Raw genomic sequence first — 24,486 nt, 5'->3', positions numbered from 1 at the left:
GCCCACCAGCCGGAAACAGCGTCAGGAGTCGCACATGGACCAGCCCGACGTGCCGGTCAACCCGTACCGCATCGGCGAGGCCGCGGCGCTGCTCGGCGTCAGCACCGACACGATGCGGCGCTGGGTGGACGCCGGACGGGTCGCCGCCGAGCGGGACGAGCACGGCCACCGGATCATCCCCGGGGCCGAGCTGGCCGCCTTCGCCCGCGAGCTGGCCCGGCCCGAGAACGCCGAGGCCGAGGGCCGCCCGTCCTCCGCCCGCAACCGCTTCCCCGGGATCGTCACCGGCGTGGTGCTCGGCGACGTGGCCGCCCAGGTGGAGGTGCAGGCCGGGCCGTTCCGGGTGGTGTCGCTGATCAGCCGGGAGTCGGCGGAGGAGCTGAACCTGGTGCCCGGCGCTCCCGCCACGGCCGTCATCAAGTCGACCAACGTGATGATCGAGCGCCGCTGAGGCCGTCCGCCGAGCCCGCCGCTGAGGCCGCCCGACGGTCTCGCCGCTGATCCCGCCCCCGCTGATCCCGCCCCGCACCGGTTCCGAACGAGAGGCCCCGCCCGGGATGTCCCACCCGCACCAGCCGACCCGCCGGCCTCCACGACCCCACCCCGTGGATCCCGGGGCCGATCCGACGACGCCCGCCGGCCGCCGCCGGGTGCTCGCCGTCGCCCACCGCGGCGACCCGTACCGCCACCGCGAGAACACCCTGCCCTCGGTCGAGTCCGCGCTCGCCCGGGGTGCCGACGCCGTCGAGGTGGACGTCCAGCTCACCCGCGACCGCGTGCCCGTCCTCCTCCACGACCCCACCCTGGAACGCTTCTGGGGCGACCCGCGGACGATCGGCCGGGTCACCGTCGAGCAGCTCGACGAGCTGCGCCAGGGCGCGCTCGCCGTGCCGACCCTCGCCGAGGCGATCAAGACCGTCGCCGCGGCCGACGGCCCCCGGCTGCTCATCGACCTCGACGAGCCCGGCCCGGTCGCCGCCACCTGGTCCGTCGTCACCGGCCTCGGCGCCGAACGGCTGGTCGCCTTCTGCGGCCCCGCCACCGCCATGCTCGCCGTCCGCGCCGTCGCCCCCGACGCCGAGATCGCGCTCACCTGGAAGCAGCCCCGGCTGCCCGTGCACGCCCTGCTCGACGACCTGCGCCCGCGCTACCTCAACCCGCCGTTCGGCCTGGTCACCCCCGACCTCACCGCCGCCGCCCGGGACGCCGGACTGGCCGTCTCCACCTGGACCGCCGACCTGCGCCGCACCATGCGCCGGCTGCGCGACGCCGGGGTCGACTCGATCACCACCAACCGGATCGACGTGCTGCGCTCGGTGCTGGACGGCCGCCGGTGACCGTGCTGGGCATCCGGGCCCTCGGGCGCGCCCTGCTGGCCCGTCAGCACCTGCTCGACCGCTCAGACCTGACGGCGCTGGGCAGTCCGGCGGTGCCGGAACCAGCCGCGATGGTCCGCCATCTCGGCGGGCTCCAGGCCCAGGCCGCGCCGCAGCCGCCCTACCTGGGCCTGCTCGCCCGGATCGACGGCTTCGCGCACGAGCACCTGACCGCGCTGATCGAGGACCGTACGGTCGTCCGGATCGCGCTCCAGCGCGGCACCATCCACCTGGTCACCGCCGAGGACTGCCTGACGCTGCGCCCGCTCCTCCAGCCGGTGCTCGACCAGGGCCTGCGCACCACCTACGGGAGGCGGCTGGCCGGGCTGGACCTCACCGCGCTCGCCGCCGAGGCCCGGGCGCTGGTGGAGGAGCGGCCGCGCACCTTCCAGGAGCTCGGCCCGCTGCTCGCCGCCACCCGCCCGGACCGCGACCCGGCCGCGCTCGCCCAGGCCGCGCGCTGCCTGCTGCCGCTGGTCCAGGTGCCGCCGCGCGGCGTCTGGGGCCGGAGCGGCGCCGCCGCCCACACCACCGCCGAGGCCTGGCTCGGCCGACCGCTCGACCCGGCGCCGTCCCTCGACGACCTCGCCCTGCGCTACCTCGCCGCCTTCGGCCCGGCCACCGCCGCCGACCTGCAGAAGTGGTGCGGCCTCAGCCGGCTCGGGCCGGTGCTCAAGCGGCTCGCGCCGCAGCTGCTCACGTTCCGCGATGAGCAGGGCCGGCTGCTGTACGACCTGCCCGAGGCGCCCCGGCCGGACCAGGACACGCCGGCGCCCGTCCGGCTGCTCGCGCCCTTCGACAACCTTCTCCTCTCGCACGCCGACCGCACCCGGGTGCTGCCCGAGGAGTACCGGAGCCGGGTGATGACGCAGAACGGGATCGTGCTCGGCACGCTGCTGGTGGACGGGCTGGTCGCCGGGACGTGGCAGCTGACGGGGGAGCAGCAGGTGGTGGTCCGCCCGTTCGAGCCGCTGCGGCGGGCCGACCGGCGGGCGGCGGAGGCCGAGGCGGAGCGGGTGTTGGCCTTCGCCGGCGGCGGGTCGGTGCGCTTCGAGGACGTCGAGGGTCAGCGGTAGGCGGCCGTGGCCGCCGCGTCGTGGTCGAACCAGCGGTGACAACCCGGTTGCCTGGCGGTGCATCAGCGTGCGACGATCCTAATGCGACGCAAGTCGCGATAGTGCTGAGGGGGTTTGTCGGGTTTGTTCACGCAACGACGGACGGTGGAGCGGTTCGAGGTCGCGGAGGCGGAAGCCGGGCCGTACGGGGTCGCGGTGGCGGCGGACGGCGGCGTCTGGTTCACGCTGGTGCACGCGGGGGAGATCGGGCGGCTGGCGGCGGACGGGACGGTGGTGCGCTACGCGCTCGGCGCGGCCGGGTGCGGGCCGTCGGTGATCACCGCCGGGCCGGACGGCGCGCTCTGGTTCACCCGGATGCGCGACCACCGGATCGGGCGGATCGACACCGACGGGCGGCAGCGGTCCTTCGCCGTGCCGACACCGGACGCCGGGCCGTACGGGATCACCGCGGGGCCCGACGGCGCGCTCTGGTTCACCGAACTGAACGCCGACCGAATCGGGCGGATCACCGTGGACGGCGAGGTGACGGAGTATCCGCTGCCGGTCACGGGCGCCTTCCCGTCGATGATCACGGCGGGCCCGGACGGAGCGCTGTGGTGCACGCTCAACCAGGCGAACGCCGTCGCCCGGATCACCGTCGACGGCGAGATCACCGTGCACCCGCTGCCCACCGAGGGCGCCGCCCCGGTCGGGATCACCGCGGGCACGGACGGCGCGCTCTGGTTCGTCGGGATCGGCGCCGGGCTGGTCGGTCGGATCGCGGTGGACGGCAAGGTCACCGAGTTCCCGCTGCCGGACCGCGCGGCCAGGCCGCACGCGATCGCCGCCGACGCGGCGGGCCGGCTCTGGTTCACCGAGTGGGGCGCGGGCCGGATCGGCGTGCTCACCCCGGACGGCCGCTACGACGGCCACCCGCTGCCCGGCGAGTCCGCCGAGCCGCACGGCATCGCGGTCGGACCGGACGGCACGGTGTACGCGGCGCTGGAGCGCGGCGAGCTCGTCCGGCTGGCCGGGTGAGCGCAGGGGCTGCTGTGGCCCGTCCCCGGAGGTCCCGTGTGCGGCCCCGGAACGCGGGCCCAGCGGCCCCGGGCGGCCGGGTCCAACGGCCCTAGGGCGCAGGGGAGTCGTGTTCGGATCATGGATCGCCATCCATTCGCACGACGTTCCGAAGGAGCGCGTCCTTGAGCGCCATCCAGGCACAGGGCGACCCCACGCCACCGCCGCCCGCCGTCCGGGCAACGGCAGTTCGGGCCCAGCGGCCCGGTTCGGCGGTGGTCAGGCTGCTGACCACCACCGACCACAAGACGATCGGCTCCATGTACCTGGTGTCGGCGTTCGCCTTCTTCCTGATCGGCGGCATCCTCGCCCTGGTCATGCGCGCCGAACTCGCCCGGCCGGGAACGCAGATCCTCTCCAACGAGCAGTTCAACCAGGCTTTCACCATGCACGGCTCGGTGATGCTGCTGCTCTTCGCGATGCCCCTGTTCACCGGCTTCGCCAACTGGATCATGCCGCTGCAGATCGGCGCCCCGGACGTCGCCTTCCCGCGCCTGAACATGCTCGCCTTCTGGCTGTTCATGTTCGGCTCGCTGATAGCCGCCGCGGGGTTCGCCACCCCGCAGGGCGCCGCCGACTTCGGCTGGTTCCTCTACGCGCCGCTGTCCGACGCCGTGCACTCGCCGGGCGTCGGCGCCGACATGTGGATCATGGGCGTGACGCTCTCCGGCTTCGGCAGCATCCTCGGCGCCGTCAACTTCATCACCACCATCATGTGCATGCGCGCGCCCGGCCTGACCATGTTCCGGATGTCCATCTTCTGCTGGAACGTGCTGCTGACGTCCCTCCTGATCCTGCTCGTCTTCCCCGTGCTGGCCGCCGCGCTGCTCGCCCTCGAATGCGATCGCAAGTTCGGGGCGCACGTCTTCGACCCGGCCAACGGCGGGGCGATGCTGTGGCAGCACCTGTTCTGGTTCTTCGGCCATCCCGAGGTCTACATCCTGGCGCTGCCGTTCTTCGGGATCGTCTCCGAGATCATTCCGGTGTTCAGCCGCAAGCCGATGTTCGGCTACTCCGGTCTGATCGCGGCGACGGTGGCGATCGCGGGCCTGTCGGTGACGGTCTGGGCCCACCACATGTACGTCACGGGGCAGGTGCTGCTGCCGTTCTTCTCGTTCATGACGTTCCTGATCGCCGTTCCGACCGGGGTGAAGTTCTTCAACTGGGTCGGGACCATGTGGAAGGGGTCGTTGAGCTTCGAGACGCCGATGCTGTGGACGGTGGGGTTCCTGGTCACCTTCCTCTTCGGCGGCCTGACGGGCGTGCTGCTGGCCGCTCCGCCGATCGACTTCCACGTCTCTGACTCGTACTTCGTGGTCGCGCACTTCCACTACACGCTATTCGGCACCGTCGTGTACGCGATGATGGCGGGCTTCCACTTCTGGTGGCCGAAGATGACCGGCAAGATGCTCGACGAACGGCTCGGCAGGATCACCTTCTGGACCCTCACCATTGGCTTCCACGCGACGTTCCTCGTCCAGCACTGGCTCGGCGCCGAGGGCATGCCCCGCCGTTACGCCGACTACCTCGCGTCGGACGGCTTCACCACCCTCAACACCGTCTCGACGATCGGCTCGTTCCTGCTCGGCCTCTCCATCCTGCCGTTCCTCTACAACGTGTGGAAGACCGCCAAGTACGGGGAGCGGGTGACCGAGAACGACCCGTGGGGATGGGGGCGCTCGCTGGAGTGGGCCACCTCCTGCCCGCCGCCGCGGCACAACTTCGTCACCCTGCCGAAGATCCGCTCCGAGTCCCCGGCGTTCGACCTGCACCACCCCGACATCGCGGCGCTCGACGCCCTGGAGAACAGCGGTGAACCCGCCAAGCACCTGGCCGGCGTGACTCCCGCCAAGTACGACCTGCCGCGCTCGCGTTCAGGTCGCGGCTGAGCCCGTCACGCCCCCTCGATCGCCGTCCCCGCCCGCACCACCGCCCTCGCGCGGGCGGGGACGGTCCCTCCGCCTCCCAAGAAGGCCAGGCATGTCCCACACCGTCCTCGCCCTCGGCATCGCCGCGCTCACCGCCTGCGGCTGCGTCTGGTACCTGCCCGCCGTCGCCGACCTCCAGGCCGGCGCCGACCGGCCCCGCTCCATGCGCACCGCCGCCGCGGCCTGCGTGCTCTGGTGGGCCGGGCTCGCCGTCGCGGGCGGGCTGCTGCTGGCCCTGCCCGACTGGCAGCCGGCCGCCCAGATCGCCCTCGCCGGGCTGGTGGGCGGGGTCCTGCTGCGGGTGCGGGCGCTCCGGTACCGCCGGGAGGAGGAACGGGAGGCGTGCGCACGCTGGGCGGCGCTCGACGCCGGGCCGGTGCCGCGCTCGCCCCGGGGTGCGACGGTCGCGCTGGCGGGGTGGCTCCTGGTGGGGGCGGCCGTCGCCTCGCTCGGGGCGGCGTCGATCCTGCTGTCGGGCGGCGGCGCACTCGCTCCCCGGCTGGTGCTGGCGGCGGCGAGCGCGGCGGGGGTGGCGCTCGCGTTCCTGCTCGTCGGGCTCGGGAACGTACGACGGCAGCGGCGGTGAGCGGTGGCCATGGAGGGTCCGGGCCCGGAATGGGGCCGTTCGGCCCTGGGCCCGGGAGCGGGCGTAGACGATGATGCGATGGGCCCCGCCGTTCGTGTGCGGGGGTGACGAAGGTGGAGCCGCGTGATGGCGAGCATGACGGCCGGTGGCGGAACACCGGCGCCGGTCCGGGTGTTCCTGCTGGACGACCACGAGGTGGTGCGCCGCGGGGTGCACGACCTGCTGGACGGGGAGCCCGACCTGGAGGTGGTCGGCGAGGCGGCCACCGCCGAGCAGGCGCTCGTGCGGGTGCCGGCGCTGCGGCCCGACGTGGCGGTGCTCGACGTCCGACTCGGCGACGGGGACGGCGTCTCCGTCTGCCGCGAGCTGCGCTCCCGGATGCCGGGGCTGGCCTGTCTGATGCTCACCTCCTTCGACGACGAGGAGGCGCTGCTCGACGCCGTGATGGCGGGCGCCGCCGGGTACGTGCTGAAGCAGATCAGCGGGACGGACCTGGTGTCAGCCGTCCGGACCGTCGCGTCCGGGCGTTCGATGCTCGACCCGGGCGCGGCCACCCGGCTGCTCAACCGCCTGCGCAGCGACGCGGAACCTGCCCACCACGCCACCAGCGGGCCGGAGTTGACGGCTCGCGAGCAGGAGGTGCTGGCGCTGATCGGGGAGGGTCTGACCAACCGGCAGATCGGCGAGCGGCTGTACCTGGCCGAGAAGACGGTCAAGAACCACGTCTCCCGTCTGCTCGCCAAGCTCGGCGTGGAGCGGCGGGTGCAGGCGGCGCTCATCGCCACCGAGATGCGGCAGGCGCCGCCCCACTGGGGCGGCGCCCGGGGCTGACGGACCGCCCCGCCGGAGCACCCCGGACGTCGGCGGGGGCCGCCGTCCGGGCGCCGGGCAGTCACTACCCTGTGCCCGGGGCACACGCCTATGCGGCCGGAGCCCTCAACCGGGCGGGCGGGAACCGGGGGCCCGCACTTCGGCCCGGAGGTGCAGCTCCGGGCTGTGCCGGAAGGTGAGGGTGAACTCGACCCACTGGCCGGGGTTCAACGGTGGTGGGGCGGCGATCACCAGGTCGGCGTCCTCCGGGGACATCGCCAGCTCGCCCCGGCCCGGAACCGGCAGCACCGACACCGGCTCCCAGCGGCCCGCCGCGCCCTGGTGCAGGTGCCGCTTCAGGGTGACCGGGCCGCCGAACTCCCAGCGGGCGCCCGTCAGTTCGTCGGGCACATCGCCCGGGTTGCGGATCGTGAAGAACGCCGCCGTGGCGGAGGACGCGCCCGCCGCCGCCGGCAGCAGCAGCCAGCCCGGGCCGGCCGCCTCCACCGGGTGGGGCCGCCCGGCCCCGCCGACCGCCGTCCATCCGGTCAGCAGGGCCAGGGCCAAGGCCGCCGCGCCCACCGGCGGGCCGACCACCTTCAGCCGTTCCATCCCGCTCATGCGCCCGCCCCTTCTCCGGCTACGCGCCTCTGGCTCACGCCCGCGCCCCCTTCCGGGCGCCGCGCCCCGGCTGCCAGGTGCGCAGCCGCAGGCTGTTGCCCACCACCAGCAGCGAGCTGAGCGACATCGCCACCGCCGCCAGCATCGGGTTGAGCAGGCCGACCGCCGCCAGCGGGATCAGCACCACGTTGTACCCGAACGCCCACAGCAGGTTGGCCCGGATCGTCGCGAGCGTCCGCCGGGCCAGCCGGACGGCGTCCACCACCGCCTCGATGTCTCCCCGCACCAGGGTCAGCCCGGCGGCCCCGATCGCGGCGTCGCTGCCCGAGGCCAGCGCCACCCCGAGGTCCGCCGAGGCCAGTGCCACCGCGTCGTTGACCCCGTCGCCGACCACCGCCGTCGTCCGCCCGGCGGCCTTCAGCTCGGCCACCACCTCGGCCTTGCGCTCGGGCGAGGCGCCGGCGTGCACCTGCCCGATGCCCAGCTCGCGGGCCACCGCTCGGGCCGCACCCGGGCCGTCCCCGGTGAGCAGGACCGTCTCCAGGCCCATCCCGCGCAGCCGGTGGAGCGCCCGCCAGCTGCCCGAGCGCAGCGTGTCACCGACAGCGAGCACCGCCGCGGCCCGCCCGTCCAGCTCGACCACCACCGCCGTGCGGCCCGCGTCCCCGGCCGCCGCCACCGCCCCGGCCAGCTCGTGAGGCCCGGAGACCTCGTCGGGACGGACCACCCGGACGGCCCGGCCCTCGACCGTCCCGGACACCCCGACCCCGGCCGCGGCCGCGAAGCCGGTCACCGCCGGCAGCGCCCCGCAGCGCTCCCGGGCCGCCGCCGCGACGGCCCGCCCGATCGGGTGCTCGGAGCGGTGCTCGACCGCGCCGGCCAGCCGCAGCGCGTCCTCCTCGCCGAAGCCCTCGGCCACGGTGACCGACGCCAGCTCCATCCGCCCGGTGGTCAGCGTCCCGGTCTTGTCCAGCACCACGGTGTCGATCCGCCGCAGGCTCTCCAGCACCTCCGGGCCACGCACCAGCACCCCCAGCTCCGCGCCCCGGCCGGTCGCCGCCAGCAGCGCCGTCGGCGTGGCCAGGCCCAGCGCGCACGGGCACGCCACCACCAGCACCGCGACCGCCGCCGTCACCGCCGCCTGCGGGGCCGCGCCGGCGCCGAGCCAGAAGCCCAGCACGCACACCGCCACCGCGAGCACGCACGGCACGAACACCCCGGCGACCGTGTCCGCGAGCCGCTGCGCCCGGGCCTTCCCGGCCTGGGCGTCCGCCACCAGCGCGGTGATCCGCGCCAGTTGGGTGTCCGCGCCGACCGCCGTCGCCCGCACCACCAGCGCGCCGCCGACGTTCACCGTCGCACCCGCCACCGCGTCCCCCGGGCCGACCTCCACCGGCACGCTCTCCCCGGTCAGCAGACTCAGGTCCAGCGCCGAGCCGCCCTCGACGACGACCCCGTCGGTGGCCACCCGCTCGCCCGGCCGCACCACGAACTCCTGCCCCGGCAGCAGCAGTTCGACCGGCAGCAGCCGCTCCTCGCCGCTCTCCGCGCCCCGGACGCACACCTCCTTCGCACCCAGCTCGGCGAGCGCCCGCAGCGCCGAACCGCTGCGCCGCCGCACCCGGCCCTCCAGCAGCCGCCCGGCCAGCACGAAAAGCGGCACCCCGACGGCCGCCTCCAGGTACACGTGCGCCGCGCCGCTGCCGTCGGCGGTGAGCGAGAACGGCATCCGCATGCCGACCTGCCCGGCCCCGCCGAACAGCAGCGCGTACGCCGACCAGCCGAAGGACGCCAGCACACCCAGGCCGACCAGCGTGTCCATGGTCGCCGCCGCGTGCCGCAGGCCCTGCCACGCCCGGCGGTGGAAGCAGGCCGAACCCCACGTCACCACCGGGACGGCCAGGGCGAAGCACACCCACTGCCAGGCCGGGAACTGCAGCGACGGCACCATCGACAGCACCAGCACCGGGACGGCCAGCAGCGCGGTGACCAACAGCCGCCGCCGCTCGTCAGGATCCTCCTCGGCCGGTCCGGCGGCCGCGCCCGCAGGCGCCAACTCGGCGGTGTAGCCGGCCCGTTCGACGGCCGCCACGAGCTCCGCGACGGACACCCCGGCCGGATGCAGCACGCGCGCCCGCCCGGTCGCCAGGTTCACCCCGGCCGTCACCCCGTCGATCCGCGCCAGCCGCTTCTCCACCCGGCCCACGCACGCCGCACAGGTCATCCCGCCGACCGCCAGATCGGTGCTCACCAGCTCCCCGGCGTCGGCCCCCGCGACGGAGCTCACCGCATGCCGCCCATGTCGTGCCCGCTCATCCCGGGCGTGCCGCCGCCCCCGCGCCCGGGCGTCAGCCCCGGCGACACCGGCCCCGCCTGACGGCCCACGGCATACGCCACCACGAACACCACCACCAGCAGCAGGGCGAACCCCGCCAGCACACTCGACGGCCGGACACCCGGCGACTTCGCACTCACGCCCCACCAGTCGGGCGGCGGCCGGCATTGGTTCCCGTACCGTCCGACACGGCGGAACACCTCGTGGCGACCCCTCCACCCGAACGGGCGCGCAGGTCTCGCCGTCGCGCCGCAACGCCCCGAAGCATGGGGTGCATACGGGCCACCGGCCGCCGGACGCCGAGCGAGAAGAGAGAACCCCGGTGCGCGAACTCCACACCCTCCCCAGCTCCCGCCGCTGGACGGCGCCCCGCGCGGCCGGTCTGGCCGCCGGTCTGGCCGCCGGCGCCGTCCTGGTGGCGTGCAGCAGCTCGTCGACCAATGCGGCGATCGTCCGGACCTCGAGCCCGACGCCCTCCGAGTCCGCCTCGGCAGCGCCGTCCGAGTCGGCTTCGGCCTCGGCGGCCGCGTCGCCGTCCGCGCTCGCCTCGGCCCTGGCGTCGGCGGCCGCCTCGGCCGCCGCGTTCGCCGCCTCGGCGGACGCACAGCAGGTGATGGTCCACGACAAGGCGGCCTCCGTCCTGGCCCAGGAACCCGACGGCGGCAACGCCCTCGGCTCGGTCACGCTCACCGAGGTGCCGCGCGAGGCCAGCGGGGGTCTGCCCGCCGTCTTCGTCACGATCGAGAACACCGGCATCGACACGGCCTCCTACGCCGTGCAGGTGGATTTCACCGACACCAGCGGCAACACGGTCGACAGCGCCGTCGTCGGCGCCGAGCACATCCCCCGCGACGGGCAGGCCACCCCGGTGGCGTTCAGCCGCCGTCCGACGGACGAGCGGCTGCTGCCGGTGGTGGTGAAAGCCGTGCGGTACTGACGGCGTCTACGGCCGGACGGCGCGAGGGCCGGTGACGTCCGCGCCGAGGGCGGCGACCCGGGTGCGCAGCTCGCGGTCGGCGGTGACGACCAGGCAGTCCCGGTCGGGGTGGTCGGCCTTGGCCGCCCGGACCAGGTCGACGACGCGGTCGTCGCCGCTGCCGGTCGCGGCGACCACCCGGACCTCGGGCCGCCCGGTCACGCCGCGCGCCGCGCCCTCGACGACCAGCACGACCTCCAGCGGGCCGGCCCGCCCCGGCAGGCCCTGCGCGGCGACGGCGACGAGCGCGTCGCGCAGCCGCTCGGCGGCGCCCCGCCGGTCGCGCCACCAGCCGTCGGGCACCGACCCGACGACGTTGGCGCCGTCCACGATGAGCAGCGGGCGGCTCCGGCCGGTCTCGTTCTCTCCCATGGGCGGCAAGCCTGCCACGCCGCGCCCCGGCCGGGGGGGGTTCGAGAGGGGTATCCGGCCCGGAGTGGCGGGCTCAGTCCGCGAGCGTGATCCGGATCCCGACGGTGCCGCGCTCGCCGCGCCGCAGGCGGCTGCCGAGGAGGGTGAGCACGCCGAGCAGGCCGTACTTCTGCCGCAGCAGGGTGCGGTAGGCGGCGGTCCGCTCGGGCCCGAGGATCTCGGCCGTGGCGGGGTACTGCTCGCCGGTCGGGCGGCCCTTGACGTCGCAGGGACCGACCAGGACGTCGGCGCGGTTGCGGATGCGCCTGACCTTCCAGGAGTCCACGGCGGTCCAGATGCCGAGCGCCTCGCCGTCGCGGACCACCCAGACCGGGGTCGGCACGGCGGTGCCGTCCTTCTTGTAGGTGGTGACGAGCAGGTAGCTCCCGGAGGAGAGGCGGACGATCCGGGCGAGCCGGTCCTGGGAGGCGGGGTCGGGGGTGGTCATGGCGGGAAGTGTAGAGCGCCCGGCCCGGCGTCCCGTGCCGCCGTCACCGGAGCTCCCTCGCGCTCCGCCGGTTCAGCGGTGGGCGCGGGCGGACCGGACGAGGGCCCGGGCGCGGCGGACCAGGCGGCTCCGGCCGCGGCCGCCGACGCCGGTGGAGCCGCCGGCGGCGGTGGCACCCGCCTCGGGGACGGCGAGCGGCGGTGGCGGTGCCTCGGCGGGGACGGCCGAGGCGAGGCGCAGGCGTGACGCCGTGCGGCGTGCGGTCCACAGGGCGAGGGCCGCGCCGAGCAGGACGGCCGTCCAGGCGGCCGGGCCGAGGCCGGGGCCGCCGTCCCGGGCGGCGTGCGGGCGCACCTCGGCGGCGGGCGCGGAGCCGGTGGGGCCGGCCGGTGTGGGCGCGGTGTCCTCGACCAGCTGCCCGACCGGCTGGACCTTGCCGATCGCCGCGAAGCCCCAGTCGAGCAGCCCGGCGGCCTCGTCGTACACCTTGCCCTGGGTCTCCGGGTGCATCACTGTCACCAGCAGGGTCCGGCCGCCGCGTTCGGCGGCGCCGGTGAAGGTGGCGCCCGCCTTGCTGGTGTAGCCGTTCTTGACGCCGATCAGGCCGGGGTACTTGCCGAGCAGCCGGTCGGTGTTGGCGATGTCGAAGGTGATGCGCCGGCCGGTGACGGTGTCCATTCCGCCGGGGAAGGGGGCGGTGCGGGTGGAGCAGTAGGAGCGGAAGTCGGCGTTGCGCAGCCCGGCCCGGGCGAACAGCGTGAGGTCGTACGCCGAGGAGACCTGTCCGTCCATGTCGTAGCCGTCGGGGGAGAGCACCCTGGTGTCGCGGGCCTGGAGGGCCAGGGCGCGGGCCTGCATCTCGGTGACGGTCTGCTGGACGCCGCCGTTCATGTGGGCGAGGACGTGCACCGCGTCGTTGCCGGAGCTGAGGAAGACGCCCCGCCACAGGTCCTCGACCCGGTACGGCAGGTTCTCCTTGACGCCGACCAGGCTGCTGCCGACGCCCAGGTTGGCCAGCTCGGCCGCGGTCACCTGGTGCTCCAGGGAGCGGTCGAACTTCGGCAGCACGGTGTCCGCGAACAGCATCTTGAGGGTGCTGGCCGGAGGCAGCGGCAGATGGGCGTCGCGGGCGGCGAGCACCTCGCCGGTGCCGGCGTCGGCGACCAGCCAGGACCGCCCGGTGAGCTCGCTCGGCAGTGCCGGCGCGCCGGCCAGCGGGGCGACCTGGACGGCCGGGCGGCCGAGCCGCTCCCCGCCGACGACGGTGGTGGTGGAGTCCTGCCCGGACGCCGTCGGCGCGCCGACGGCGAGCACCAGGGCGGACACCGCCGACACCGCGGCCAGCCTGCCGACCCGCTGTGACATCTGCTGCACACGGCGAACGTACCCGGGCCGCCGCCGGGCCGCCGTGCCTGCTGCTCCGTCCGGAGACCGGACCGCAACCCACGCCGGGACGCGTCCGGCGCGACTTTGGTGACGCCTGGTCGCGCCGAAAGTCGGACTACCGGGCGCGGGCGGATTCCTAGGCTTCCGGTATGAAGCACCTGCTCGGCTATCTCGGTTTCGTCCTGATCCTCGGCAGCGCGTCCGGCCTGCTCGCCGGCCACCTGGGGGGCTTCCGGCTGTTCGGCTTCGTCCGCTTCCTCGTCCCGTCCGGCCACGAGACCGTCGGGTACGCCGCATTGCTGGTGCTGGGCATCGTGCTCTCGATCCCCTCCGCGCGGCGGGGCTGAGCCGGGATCGGCCGCGTTGCACTGCCGGTGTGGACGGCCATTTCCGGCAACTCCTCGGGGGTTGAGCATTCTCCGGCCACCAAGCTCTTTTCAGCCCCGACGGCGCCCGCCTCGCCGGTCGGCCCCACCGATGTCCTGAGCCGGCCCGGGCCGGGGTGTTCGTCCGCGGACGCCCCGGCCGAAGTCGACCGGTTTGACGGGCGGGTGGCGGGGAAGACCGTGGGACGGCTCCGGGTGAGGTCCGTTTTCGACCGGTACCCGATGGCGGTTGTACGCCAGTGTCCAGAGTTCGCCAGTGGGGTGTCCGGGCTGATCGGGCACCACTTCGCAGGCCTGAGCGGGGAAAAGGTCGGTGATTGGCCTGATATCCCCTGCCCATTTTACTTTCTGATGGTCATTTTTACTTTCTGATGGGGATTTCCCCCCTTGTCGTGGTCGTGTCGGATGCGCTGGAATGCGTCCGCTGTCGGGACGTGCGGTCCGGAGCAACCACGCGACCGACCAGGGCCCGCGTGTGCCTGTACCGTGCAACCTGACGTCTCATCAGACGAAAGGATGTCCATTGATCGGCTGGCGGAAATCCCAGCTAGCAGCTGCCGTCACGGTCACCGCCGCGTCCATGGTCCTCGGCTTCGGGACCACCGCGAACGGCGCTCCGATCCCCGACTCCCCGAACGCCCCGGCGGCGTCGGCGGACGGGACCCCGGTGCCGGTGATCGTGATTCTCAAGGACCAGATCGCGGACGCCCCGGCCGACCACGGCCACCTGGGCGCGCGCCAGCAGAAGGCCGCCAACGCGCAGGCCCCGTTGCTGGCGAAGGTCAAGGCCAACGGCGGCACCAACATCAAGAGCTTCGTGGTCGGCAACGCCTTCTCGGCCACCGTCAGCCCGGCTCTGCGGGCCCAGCTCCAGGCCGACCCGTCCGTCGCCTCCGTGGTGGCGGACACTCAGGTCACCGTCGCCCCGCCGGCCGCCACCAAGGCCAAGGCCAAGGCGGCCGAGACCGCCGAGGCCCCGAAGGCCGCCGCCGCCCCGCAGGCCGTTTCGGGCAGCAACGGCCAGGGCCCGGAGGAGATCGCGACCAACACGGTCTGTCCGTCCGACCCGAGCAAGCCGCTGCTGGAGCCGGAGGGCCTGTACTCGACCCGCGCGGTCGGCGCCAACGGCCGGCCCGGCGCGGCCGACCTGGCCACCGGCAAGGGTGTGAAGGTCGCCTACATCGCGGACGGCCTCGACCCGAACAACCCGGACTTCATCCGGGCCGACGGCTCGCACGCCGTCGTCGACTACCAGGACTTCGCGGGCGACGGCATCAACGCGCCGACCGGTGGCGCGGAGGCCTTCGGCGACGCCTCGGCGGTCATCGCCCAGGGCCGCCAGGTGTACGACGTCTCCAAGTTCGTCAACGCCTCGCACCCGCTCCCGGCCGGCTGCAACATCCGCGTCCGCGGGCTCGCCCCGGACGCCGACCTGGTCGCGCTGAAGGCCGGCGGCGAGGTCATGTCCAACTCGTCGATCCTGCAGGCGATCGACTACGCGGTGCGGGTCTCCCACGTCGACGTGCTGAACGAGTCCTTCGGTGGCAACGTCACCCCGGACTCCGGTGCCCACGACACCATCGCGCTCTTCAACGACCAGGCCGTCAAGGCCGGTGTGACGGTCGCCGTGTCCTCCGGTGACGCCGGTCTCAGCGGCACCATCGGCACCCCGGCCACCGACCCGAACGTGATCGCGGTCGGCGCCTCCACGGACAACCAGAACTACCAGCAGACCGGTTACGCGGCCGCGCAGTTCTCCAACAAGACCTGGAGCAACAGCCGCATCTCCGCGCTGTCCTCGGGTGGCTTCACCCAGGCCGGCCGCACGGTCGACCTGGTCGCCCCGGGCGAGTCGGACTGGGCGCTGTGCTCGCCCGACCTCACCAAGTACACCGACTGCAAGGGCTTCGGCGGCACCGGCCAGCCGATCCAGTCGTTCGGCGGCACCAGCCAGGCCGCGCCGTTCGTCACCGGCGCCGCGGCCCTGGTCATCCAGGCCTTCCGCGACACCCACGGCGGCGACTCGCCGTCCCCGGCCCTGGTGAAGAAGCTCCTCACCGGCACCGCCCAGGACCTCGGCGTGCCGGCCGAGGAGCAGGGCGCCGGCCTGCTGAACGTCCGCGCCGCCGTCGAGGCCGCCCGCGGCATCCAGGACGGCGACGGCACCCCGGGCAGCAACGCGGTCGTCGTCAACACCGGCCAGGTCGACATCGCCGGCGCCCCCGGCTCGACCCACACCACCGACGTGAGCGTCACCAACACCAGTGACACCAAGCAGACGGTGACCGCCGCGACCCGCAGCTTCGTGCCGCAGTCGAGCAACCAGCAGACCGTCCAGCTGGACACCGCCTCCACCGACACCTTCAAGTACGCCACCAACGGCGCCACCTGGGTGCAGAAGCAGGTCAAGTTCACCGTCCCGGCCGGCGCCGACCGCCTCGCGGCGTCGATCGCCTGGCAGGGTGCGGCCACCCCGGTCGTCAACGGCCCGGTCGTCCGCATGACGCTGCTCGACCCGTCCGGGAAGTTCGAGACCAACACCCGCCCGCAGGGCGGTGCCACCCCGGCCAACTACGGCCTGGTGGACGTCCCGCACCCGGTCGCCGGCGAGTGGACCGCGATCCTCTACACCCCGGCGGGCAAGGCCGGCTACAACGGCGCGGTCCAGCTGGGCACCTCCACCCAGCGCGCGGTGCCGGCCGGCTCCGTGGGCCCGAACGTCGTCGACCTGCAGCCGGGTCAGACGAAGACCCTGAAGGCCCAGGTCACCGTCCCGGCGACCAGCGGCGACTCCAGCGAGGCGATCACCGTCTCCAGCTCCGACGGCACCACCACCAGCGTGCCGGTGGTCCTGCGCAGCCTCGTCCCGCTGAACCAGAACGGCGGCACCTTCACCGGCACCATCACCGGTGGCAACGGCCGCGGCAGCTCGCCGACGCAGAGCTTCTCCTACGCGTTCGACGTCCCGAAGGGCCAGAAGGACCTGCGGGTCGGCGTCACCGTCAAGGACTCCAAGCTGCTCATGCAGGGCGCGCTGATCAGCCCGAACGGCACCCCGATCGACGTCGAGGGCAACGGCATCCTCGACGCGCAGGGCAACCTGACCAGCACCACCGCGGGCGTCTCGGCCTCCACCGTCAACCCGGCCGCCGGCCGCTGGCGGTTCGTCCTGAACGTGGTCGGCTCGGTCAGCGGCCAGGAGCTCAGCCAGGACTTCGCCGGCACGATCGCGTTCAACCAGAACCGCGCCACCGCCGCCGGCCTGCCGAACGACGCGCGCACCAAGCTGGCCGCCGGCAAGCCGGTGACCGTCCAGGTGAACTACACCAACAACACCGTGGCGACGCAGAAGATCTCGGCCGACGGTCGCCTCGACCGCCGCACCGACGTGCCGCTGGTGCCGCAGGGCGCCTCGGCCTCGGTCACCCTGCCGCTGAGCCTCACCTCCTCGGTGCCGGCCTTCCTCGTCCCGCCGGGCACCGACCAGGTGAAGGCGGTGGCGGCGTCCTCGACCCCGGCCCAGCTGGAGCTGAGCGCCACCACCGGCTCGCCGGACCTCTTCGGTGACCTGAAGAAGGCCCAGGACGGCTCGACCATCTCGGTCGCCGGCTACGGCGGCTCCGCCGCGCAGCCGATCGTCCCCGGCATGTGGAGCACCTTCGTGCAGCAGATCGGCCCGTTCGGCACCGCCGGTGCCCCGGCCGGTACCGCCACCATCACCGCGACCGCGCACACCCAGGCGTTCGACCCGGCGCTGACCTCCAGCACCGGCGACCCGTACGCCGCCGCGGTCAACGCCTCGGCTGCGGCCGCCAACCCGGTGACCGTCGCGCCGGGCGCGACGGGCTCGCTGCAGGTGACCCTCACCCCGACCGGCCCGAAGGGCAGCACCGTCCACGGCGTGCTGTACCTGGTGTCCGCCCCGACCGCTGTGGCCACCGCCAACAACTTCCTCGGCACCACCGGTGGAGTGCTGGCGGCGATCCCCTACAGCTACACGGTGAACTGACGCATCGCCAAGACGCCGAGGCCGCCCCGGAGTTTCCGGGGCGGCCTCGGCCGCGTTCTGGGGGATTCCCCGGGTGACCGGCTGGGCAGGGTCGGGTCGAACGGCCGAATCGGAGCGACCCGGGGAGCGGGAGTTGAGCGACGCGACCAAGCACGGCGACGTCGAGGTGAACGGTGTCCGACTGCACATCGCCGAGCAGGGTGAGGGCCCACTGGTCCTGCTGCTGCACGGCTTTCCGGAGAGCTGGTACTCCTGGCGGCACCAGTTCGACCCGCTCGCCGCCGCCGGCTACCGCGTCGTCGCCCCCGACCAGCGCGGGTACGCGCGCAGCGAGCAGCCGGAGGACGTGGACGCGTACACCCTGCTGCACCTGGTGGGGGACGTGACGGCCCTGATCGGCGCGCTCGGCGCGGAGCAGGCCGTGGTCGTCGGCCACGACTGGGGTGCGCCGGTGGCCTGGACCGCCGCGGCGCTCCGGCCGGACCTGGTGCGCGCCGTCGCCGGGCTCAGCGTGCCGCCGCTGCCGCTCGGCGGGCCGCCGCCGCTGCGGAACGCCCGGGAGGACTTCGGCGAGGGCTACTACCAGATCTACTTCCAGCAGCCCGGGCGCGCCGACGCCGAACTGGCCGCCGACCCGAAGTCCAGCTTCCGCCGCATCCTCGGCGCCACGTACCCCGACGGGAAGCCGCAGCCGTGGATCGTCCCCGAGGGCAGGACCCTGCTGGACACCGTGCCGGAGCCGGAGCGACTGCCGCACTGGCTCACCGAGGCGGACATCGACGCCTTCGCGGCCGACTACGCCGAACACGGCGAGCACGCCTTCACCGGCGGGCTCAACTGGTACCGCAACATCGACCGGAACGCGGAGCTGATGGCGCCGTTCGCCGGCCGGCCGATCGAGGTGCCCGCGCTGTTCGTGGCCGGCGAGCAGGACCTGGTGAACGCGATCATCGAGCCGGAGGTGCGGGCGCACCTCCTGAAGCACCACACGCCGAGGCTCCACCGGTACGTCCGGCTGCCGGAGACCGGCCACTGGACGCAGCAGGAGCGGCCGGAGGAGGTCACCGCGGCGCTGCTCGACTTCCTCGAGCACGTGGAGAGCGCCTCAGACCGGTAGCAGGCGGGCGATCAGTTCGCCCAGCCGGCGGGCGTTGCGGCAGGAGTGCATCTCCACGACGCCCGCGTAGGCGAGCGCGGCGGAGTCGCCGGTCGGCCAGAGCGCGGGCTGCTCGGGGTTGAGCCAGTGGACCCGCCGTGCCCGGCCTGCGATCCGGCGCAGCGCGTCCAGGTTCGGGTCACGGCGGTTGTTCCGGGCGTCGCCGAGGATCAGTACGCTGGTCCGCGGGCCCACCGCGTCCAGGTACCGCTCGGCGAACTCGCCCAGGGCGGAGCCGTAGTCGCTGTTGCCGTGGTAGCCCATCACCTTGGCCTCGCCGAGGATGCGCGCGGCCAGCCGGGCCGGGTCGGTGTCGCCGCGCGCCAGCAGGGCGGTCACCTCGGCGGTGCGGTTGACGAACGCGAACACCCGTACCTTGCTGAACTGTTCGCTCATCGCCTGCACCAGCAGCATGGTGAAGTCGGCGAACCCGGCCACCGAACCGGACACGTCGCACAGCAGCACCAGCTCCGGCCGGGCCGGTCGGCGCAGCCGGTACGCCGGGCGCAGCGGCACCCCGCCGGTGGACAGCGAGCGGCGCAGGGTGCGCCGCAGGTCGATCTGCCCGTGGGCCGCCTTCCGGCGCCGGGCGGCCAGGCGCGTGGCCAGCTTGCGGGCCAACGGGTGCACGGTGCGCCGGAGTTCGGCGAGCTGGTCGGGGCCGGCGGCGAGGAAGTCGATCCGGTCGGCGGCCGGCGTGACCGCGCGCTCGGCGATCCGCTCGGTTCCGCGCAGCTCGGCGACGCGGCGGCGGGCCTCGCCGGCGACCATCGCGCGGAAGTCCTGGATACGGCGGCGGATCTCGTCGGCGAGGACGCGGTCGGAGAGGTCGGCCGCTTCCCGGCCTTCGCGCAGGGCGGCGAGGATCCGGGCGAGCAGGGTCTCCGGGGCGAGCCGGCCGAGCGCCTGGTGGGCCGACCAACCGTCCGAGCCGGGGGCGGAGCCGGTGCCGTAGCGGCCGAAGGACTCGACCGCCTCGCCCGCCAGCGCGGCGAGTGCGGCCCGGTCGTCGGCGGCGAGCGCGGCGGCGATGCGCTCGCGCAGGTCGTCGCGGGCGGGGTCGGGGCGGCCGAAACGCGGTGCGTCGTCCTGCGGTTCGACGTGGCGCGCGGCCTCCAGTGTGCCGACGCCGAGTGGGAAGAAGAGGTCGAAGGCGGCGTCGAAGACCGCCCGTTGGCCGTCCGAGCGCAGCAGCGCGGCGGCCAGCCCGGCGCGCATCTGCTCGCGGTCGGCGAAGCCGAGGACGTCGAGCACGGCCGCCGCGTCCACCGTCTCGGCCGGGCCGATCCGCAGCCCGTGCCCGCGCAGCGCGCGGACCAGGCCGGTCAGGCGGGCGGCGGGATCGGTCGTCATGCGACGGTGAGCTTCCGGGTGGCCTTCCGCACGTCGTCCTGGTGCTTGAGGATCACCCCGAGGGTGTCCTGGACGACCGCCTCGTCCAGGGTGTCGGCGCCGAGCGCGAGCAGCGTGCGGGCCCAGTCGATGGTCTCCGCGACCGACGGCGCCTTGCGCAGTTCCATGGCGCGCAGCGCGCCGACCACCCGGACCAGCGACGCGGCCAGCGTCTCGTCCAGGCCGGGCACCTTCAGCCGGACAATCCGGCGCTCCAACTCCGCGTCCGGGTAGTCGAGGTGGAGAAAGAGGCAGCGGCGGCGCAGCGCCTCCGACAGCTCCCGGGTGGCGTTGGACGTGAGCAGCACGAACGGGCGGCGGCTCGCCGTGATGGTGCCCAACTCGGGCACCGTCACCTGGAAGTCGCTGAGCACCTCCAGCAGCAGCGCCTCCACCTCGACGTCGGCCTTGTCCATCTCGTCGATCAGCAGCACCGTCGGCTCGTCGCCGCGGATCGCGGTCAGCAGGGGGCGGGTGAGCAGGAACTCCTCGCCGAAGATGTCGGTGCGGGCGTCGTCCCAGCTCTCGTCACGCCCGGCGGTGATCCGCAGCAACTGCTTGGCGTGGTTCCACTCGTAGAGGGCGCGGGCCTCGTCGATGCCTTCATAACACTGCAACCGGACCAGTCGGGCGCGACCGATTTCGGCCAATGCCTTGGCGAGTTCGGTCTTGCCGACCCCGGCCGGCCCCTCGACCAGCAGCGGCTTGCCCAGCCGGTCGGCCAGGAACACCGTGGTCGCCACCGCCGTGGAGGCGAGGTAGCCCGTCGCGGCCAACTGCCGTGCGGCGTCCGCCACCGACGTGAAGAACCCCGTTCCGTCCCCGTTCATCCCCGCTCCGTTTCCGCCTCGCCGTGACCGTCGGCCAGCACCCTACCGGCCGGTCGCTTCGCTGTCTCGGGGTCAGGTGCGGCGGTGCGTGGATGTGTACGAACCGGACAGGTGTGGTCATTCCCGTTCTTTGCCATTGGTTGGCGAGATTTATTGCATGGATATGAGGTCCGTATCCGAAGCTAATGGGGCTTCAGCGGCCCTAGGATCTTATTGCTGCCATGACAACTGTCCTGGTGCAAGGGGGCCGTGACGGCCCGGGGGAAGAGGGGATATGACGGACATACCCAAGAGCGCGGGAACACCCCGCAAGCGTTTACGTGCCCGCTTGCTGACGGCGACCGCGTTCGCCCTGGCTGCGACGATGGCGGGGACCACGGTCGCCCAGGCGCTTCCGTCCGACGCCGGCCCGGCGCCGATGCCGGCCGAATACCGATCACGGGTGGTCGACGCCTGGACGGGCGGCGGCCTCGCCGTTCGCGACGAGGCCGAGAAGGCGCTGCGCGGCTCGGACGCCGACATCACGACCTTCCTGACCAGTACGCTCGCCCGTGCCCAGGCATCGGACGAGCGGTTCGCCGTCATCGCAATGCTGAGCAACACGGGCAAGGGCGTGCGTGACGCCGCGTCGAAGGCGCTGAGCGGCTCGGACGCCGACGTCCACGCGTTCGTCACCAGCGGCTGGCAGAACCCGATGATGGACGACCGCCGGGTGGCGATCCTGTCCGTCATCACCGGCGCTGACGCCGGCGTCCGGACGGCCGGTGGCAAGGCGCTCGACGACGGCACGGCCCAGGCCATGGACGACTTCCTGACCAGTGGCCGGTTCAAGGCGCAGGAGGAGGACGACCGCGTCGCCGTCCTGCGGCTGATGGGCGTCTACACCGGCGCGGAGTTCACCAAGCAGGCCAACCGGGTGCTCAACGGCACCCCCGCCGACATTCGCGAGTTCCTGCGCAGCGGCCAGTACCTGGCCCAGGCCAGGGACCAGGAGACGCTGTCCGTCAAGCAGCTCGCCCAGGCCGCGAGCGACGCCACCAAGCGGGCCCAGACCGAGACCGCCGCCGCCAAGGAGGCCGGCGACCAGGCCGAAGCCGCCGCCGCGCAGGCCAAGCAGGCCGCGCAGACGGCCGCCGCCGAGGCCGCCGCGGCCAAGGACGACGCGGACAAGACGGGCGCTGCTGCCAACAAGGCAGCCCAGGCAGCCCAGGCCGCCGCGCAGGCCGCCAAGACCGCGATCGACGCCTCCAACACGGCGGTGTCGGCGGCGCAGACGGCCGCCACCGCGGCCCGCTCGGCCGCGTCCGCCGCAGCTGCCGCAGGCCAGGCCGCCAGCCGCGCCTACAACGCCGCGGCCGGCGCCGCGGGCGACGCGAGCCAGGCCAAGGCCGCCCGCGAAGCCGCCCAGGGCGCTCGCGACGCGGCCGCCGGTGCCCGGGACGCTGCGGCGGCCGCCGCCAGCGCCGCCGAGGCCGGTACCAGGGCGGGCCAGGCCGGCTCCGCCGCGGCCCGCGCCGCGAACAACGCCGCCGCTGCCGCCGAGGCCAGCGCACAGGCCGCGAGCTCGGCCGGGGCGGCCACCACCCAGGCGGCCCGTGCCCGCAACGCGGCCACGACGGCGCGCAACGCGGCCAACGCGGCCACCGCCGCGGCCACCCGAGCCGAGAACCTCGCCACCTCGGCCGCCGCGGCCGCCAGCGAGGCCAACGTCCGGGCCAACGCCGCCGCCGACCACGCCGAGAAGGCCGCCAAGGCCGCCGACGACTCGGCCAACGCGGCCGGGCAGGCCCAGAACTGGGCGGACATCGCGGGCCGGCACGCGGACGCCGCGGCAGCCGCCGCCAAGACCGCGTCCGACGCGGTCACGCAGGCCCAGAACATCGAGAAGCTCGCCCGCGACGCCGAGACGGCGAAGCTGGAGGCGGACAAGCTGCTCGGCGTCACCCAGGCCGACCTCCTCCTCAAGGACGAGCAGGCCACCCAGGTCCGCTTCGACCAGCAGCAGACCGAGGCCGCCACGCAGGACGGTGCGACGAAGGACCTCGTCAAGCAGGCGGCGGCTCCCGGCGCCGACACCAGGACGGCTGCGAAGGCCGGCCGGGCGGCGGCGGTCAACCTGCTGAAGTCCACCGGCGCCTGGACCCGTGCCTCGGCCCAGGCCGCCCTCGCCGGGCCGGACGAGGCCGTGGTGAGCTGGGCGAAGACGGACTACCAGCGCAGCATGCGCATGGACGACCGCGAGAAGATCGTCGCCGTCTCGAAGGTCGGCAACGCGACCCTCGCGAGCGCCGCCCAGAAGTCACTGGAGAGCACCGACCCCAAGGCGGTCGAGGCCTTCCTCAGCGGCGGCGCGCTCCAGGCCCAGTCCGACGACATGCGGATGCAGATCCTCCGGCTGATCACCGGCGGCGGCAAGGCCCTCCAGCGGGACGGCGGCGCGGCCCTGAGCGACGGCAGCGTGCCCGTCATGGCCGCGTTCCTGTCCAGCGGTTACGCCAAGGCGCTCGCCGAGGACGACCGGGTGGCCGCCATCGGGATCGTGACCAGCGGCGGGCCGAACGTGCAGGCGGCGGGCGCGGTCGCGCTGGCCGGACCGTCCTGGATGCAGCACGACTTCGTCTCGAAGACGCAGTTCAAGGCGGCCCAGAAGGACGCCGACACCGACGCGCACGTGTCCTCCGTGCTGGCGATGATCTCCAACGCGGCGAAGGACGCGGTCACCGCCAACCAGAGCGCCCAGCTCGCCTACCAGATCGCGGCGAACGCACGTGGCGCCGCACAGGACGCGGCGAACTGGGCGAGCCAGGCGCAGCAGTCGGCCCAGGCGGCGAAGGGGTACGCGGACGACGCCAAGGCCAAGTCCACCGCCGCGGACGCGTCCGCTGCCGCTGCGGCCGCGTCGGCGCAGAAGGCCAAGAGTGCGGCGGCCACCGCCCAGAGCGCCAACCGCCAGGCCAACTACTCCGCCACCCAGGCCACGACCTCCGCGAAGCAGGCCGTGAACTCGGCGTCGAGCGCGAAGGCTTCGGCTGCCGCGGCCGCGGCCAGCGCGAGCGCCGCGGGCAAGGACGCGAGCGCGGCCGCCCAGGCCGCGAGCGACGCCAACGGGATCGCCGCCCAGAAGCGCGAGCAGGAGCAGGCCGCCGCTGCCGCTGCTGCCGCCGCCCAGGCCCAGGCCAACGCCAACAACCACGTCGACCCGGTGAACCAGCCGGCCAACGACTCGGTGACCGTCCCGGTGGTGAGCAAGCCGACGCCGGGTCAGCCGCCGAAGGACGACAAGCAGCTGTTCCGGGACTACGGCGACTTCCTGGGCAACGTGAGCACCTGGACCGGAATTGCGGCGGGCGTTGCGGCGGTCATTCCGGGCGGACAGCCCATCGCGCTCGGCCTCACGGTGGTATCCCTGGGCGCGGGCGTCTTCGGAAGCCTCTACAAGGGGATCGGCTACGGCTTCACCAGCCACGAGTTCACGTTCGCCGCGGCGACCACGGCGCTCTCGGGCATCGGCGCCGGTGTGTCCGGCGTGATGGCCTGGGGCCGAGGGGAAATGGCCAAGGCAGGCGTGAAGGTGGTCGAGTCGGTCGGCGAGAAGCTGTCGAACGCGGGGCACAACATCGTCTCGTCCTTCGTCAGCCTGTTCGGGGACGACGACTAGTCTGTCCGTTGTCGAACGAACCTGATGGCACAGAGCTGCGGGGCCC

The 24,486-nt window shown here is 74.1% G+C and carries 20 protein-coding genes; 12 read left to right on the top strand and 8 right to left on the bottom strand.

Annotated features, from left to right (window positions below):
* Positions 1 to 34: 34 nt before the first annotated feature.
* The 7 genes from F7Q99_RS01405 to F7Q99_RS01375 all read left to right on the top strand — a co-directional run bounded on the left by F7Q99_RS01405 (position 35) and on the right by F7Q99_RS01375 (position 6,853).
* Entirely contained in the window at positions 35 to 451 is a 417-nt protein-coding gene (locus F7Q99_RS01405; protein ID WP_153459703.1) for a TOBE domain-containing protein, read from the top strand.
* Between the two features lie 154 nt (positions 452 to 605).
* Complete coding sequence (locus F7Q99_RS01400) at positions 606 to 1,337, top strand: glycerophosphodiester phosphodiesterase (protein ID WP_326846131.1); 732 nt, start codon at positions 606 to 608, stop codon at positions 1,335 to 1,337.
* Positions 1,334 to 2,452, top strand: a complete 1,119-nt coding sequence (locus F7Q99_RS01395) for a winged helix DNA-binding domain-containing protein (protein ID WP_326846130.1) — start codon at positions 1,334 to 1,336, stop codon at positions 2,450 to 2,452. Before F7Q99_RS01400 ends, F7Q99_RS01395 begins: the two co-directional genes overlap by 4 nt.
* A 123-nt stretch (positions 2,453 to 2,575) precedes the next feature.
* A complete protein-coding gene (locus F7Q99_RS01390) occupies positions 2,576 to 3,469 on the top strand; it encodes a Vgb family protein (protein WP_153459700.1) in 894 nt (297 codons plus the stop codon).
* A 173-nt stretch (positions 3,470 to 3,642) separates the two neighbouring features.
* Positions 3,643 to 5,397 (top strand): aa3-type cytochrome oxidase subunit I, encoded by a 1,755-nt coding sequence (gene ctaD, locus F7Q99_RS01385; RefSeq protein ID WP_456114936.1) that lies wholly within the window; start codon positions 3,643 to 3,645, stop codon positions 5,395 to 5,397.
* A 91-nt stretch (positions 5,398 to 5,488) separates the two neighbouring features.
* The gene (locus F7Q99_RS42425) at positions 5,489 to 6,022 is read left to right on the top strand and encodes a hypothetical protein (RefSeq protein WP_153459698.1); all 534 of its coding nucleotides are present in this window, start codon (positions 5,489 to 5,491) and stop codon (positions 6,020 to 6,022) included.
* A 126-nt stretch (positions 6,023 to 6,148) separates the two neighbouring features.
* Positions 6,149 to 6,853, top strand: a complete 705-nt coding sequence (locus tag F7Q99_RS01375; protein WP_153459697.1) for a response regulator — start codon at positions 6,149 to 6,151, stop codon at positions 6,851 to 6,853.
* 105 nt (positions 6,854 to 6,958) lie between these two features.
* Here the strand turns inward: F7Q99_RS01375 and F7Q99_RS01370 are convergent, their stop codons facing one another.
* The 3 genes from F7Q99_RS01370 to F7Q99_RS01360 are packed head-to-tail and all read right to left on the bottom strand — an operon-like array spanning position 6,959 to position 9,928.
* Positions 6,959 to 7,453, bottom strand: a complete 495-nt coding sequence (locus F7Q99_RS01370; protein WP_153459696.1) for a copper chaperone PCu(A)C — start codon at positions 7,451 to 7,453, stop codon at positions 6,959 to 6,961.
* Between the two features lie 34 nt (positions 7,454 to 7,487).
* Positions 7,488 to 9,677: a heavy metal translocating P-type ATPase gene (locus tag F7Q99_RS01365; RefSeq protein ID WP_153465674.1), complete on the bottom strand. Its 2,190-nt coding sequence runs from the start codon at positions 9,675 to 9,677 to the stop codon at positions 7,488 to 7,490.
* Between the two features lie 59 nt (positions 9,678 to 9,736).
* Positions 9,737 to 9,928 (bottom strand): hypothetical protein, encoded by a 192-nt coding sequence (locus F7Q99_RS01360; protein WP_153459695.1) that lies wholly within the window; start codon positions 9,926 to 9,928, stop codon positions 9,737 to 9,739.
* Positions 9,929 to 10,110: 182 nt separating this feature from the next.
* Here F7Q99_RS01360 and F7Q99_RS01355 point away from each other — a divergent pair, with 182 nt between their 5' ends.
* Positions 10,111 to 10,725, top strand: coding sequence for a hypothetical protein (locus tag F7Q99_RS01355; protein WP_153459694.1), 615 nt, complete (start codon positions 10,111 to 10,113; stop codon positions 10,723 to 10,725).
* 6 nt (positions 10,726 to 10,731) lie between these two features.
* Here F7Q99_RS01355 and F7Q99_RS01350 read toward each other — a convergent pair whose 3' ends face one another.
* From F7Q99_RS01350 to F7Q99_RS01340, 3 genes are all read right to left on the bottom strand, one after another.
* On the bottom strand, positions 10,732 to 11,136 hold the full coding sequence (locus tag F7Q99_RS01350) for a PIN domain-containing protein (protein WP_153459693.1): 405 nt from the start codon (positions 11,134 to 11,136) through the stop codon (positions 10,732 to 10,734).
* A gap of 73 nt (positions 11,137 to 11,209) precedes the next feature.
* Positions 11,210 to 11,623: a PPOX class F420-dependent oxidoreductase gene (locus F7Q99_RS01345; RefSeq protein WP_153459692.1), complete on the bottom strand. Its 414-nt coding sequence runs from the start codon at positions 11,621 to 11,623 to the stop codon at positions 11,210 to 11,212.
* Positions 11,624 to 11,695: 72 nt separating this feature from the next.
* Entirely contained in the window at positions 11,696 to 12,988 is a 1,293-nt protein-coding gene (locus tag F7Q99_RS01340) for a D-alanyl-D-alanine carboxypeptidase family protein (protein WP_153465673.1), read from the bottom strand.
* A 170-nt stretch (positions 12,989 to 13,158) separates the two neighbouring features.
* On the opposite strand from F7Q99_RS01340, the gene F7Q99_RS01335 reads away from it, so the two are divergent.
* The 3 genes from F7Q99_RS01335 (at position 13,159) to F7Q99_RS01325 (ending at position 18,521) form a co-directional block, all read left to right on the top strand.
* Positions 13,159 to 13,356, top strand: coding sequence for a hypothetical protein (locus F7Q99_RS01335; protein ID WP_153459691.1), 198 nt, complete (start codon positions 13,159 to 13,161; stop codon positions 13,354 to 13,356).
* 562 nt (positions 13,357 to 13,918) lie between these two features.
* Positions 13,919 to 17,404 carry a S8 family serine peptidase gene (locus tag F7Q99_RS01330; RefSeq protein WP_153459690.1) on the top strand — a complete coding sequence of 1,162 codons (3,486 nt, stop codon included), beginning with the start codon at positions 13,919 to 13,921 and terminating at the stop codon, positions 17,402 to 17,404.
* 133 nt (positions 17,405 to 17,537) lie between these two features.
* Positions 17,538 to 18,521, top strand: a complete 984-nt coding sequence (locus tag F7Q99_RS01325) for an alpha/beta fold hydrolase (RefSeq protein WP_153459689.1) — start codon at positions 17,538 to 17,540, stop codon at positions 18,519 to 18,521.
* Here F7Q99_RS01325 and F7Q99_RS01320 read toward each other — a convergent pair.
* Positions 18,510 to 19,913 (bottom strand): vWA domain-containing protein, encoded by a 1,404-nt coding sequence (locus F7Q99_RS01320; protein ID WP_153459688.1) that lies wholly within the window; start codon positions 19,911 to 19,913, stop codon positions 18,510 to 18,512. The two genes, F7Q99_RS01325 and F7Q99_RS01320, sit on opposite strands and share 12 nt — an antisense overlap.
* Complete coding sequence (locus F7Q99_RS01315; RefSeq protein ID WP_153459687.1) at positions 19,910 to 20,782, bottom strand: AAA family ATPase; 873 nt, start codon at positions 20,780 to 20,782, stop codon at positions 19,910 to 19,912. The genes F7Q99_RS01320 and F7Q99_RS01315 overlap by 4 nt, the downstream gene beginning before the upstream one ends.
* Before the next feature lie 274 nt (positions 20,783 to 21,056).
* Here F7Q99_RS01315 and F7Q99_RS01310 point away from each other — a divergent pair, with 274 nt between their 5' ends.
* A complete protein-coding gene (locus tag F7Q99_RS01310; RefSeq protein WP_153459686.1) occupies positions 21,057 to 24,440 on the top strand; it encodes an ALF repeat-containing protein in 3,384 nt (1,127 codons plus the stop codon).
* Positions 24,441 to 24,486: the final 46 nt, after the last annotated feature.

Source organism: Streptomyces kaniharaensis, assembly GCF_009569385.1.
Classification (GTDB): Bacteria; Actinomycetota; Actinomycetes; order Streptomycetales; family Streptomycetaceae; genus Kitasatospora; species Kitasatospora kaniharaensis.
This window is presented reverse-complemented; position numbering and strand designations above follow the sequence as displayed.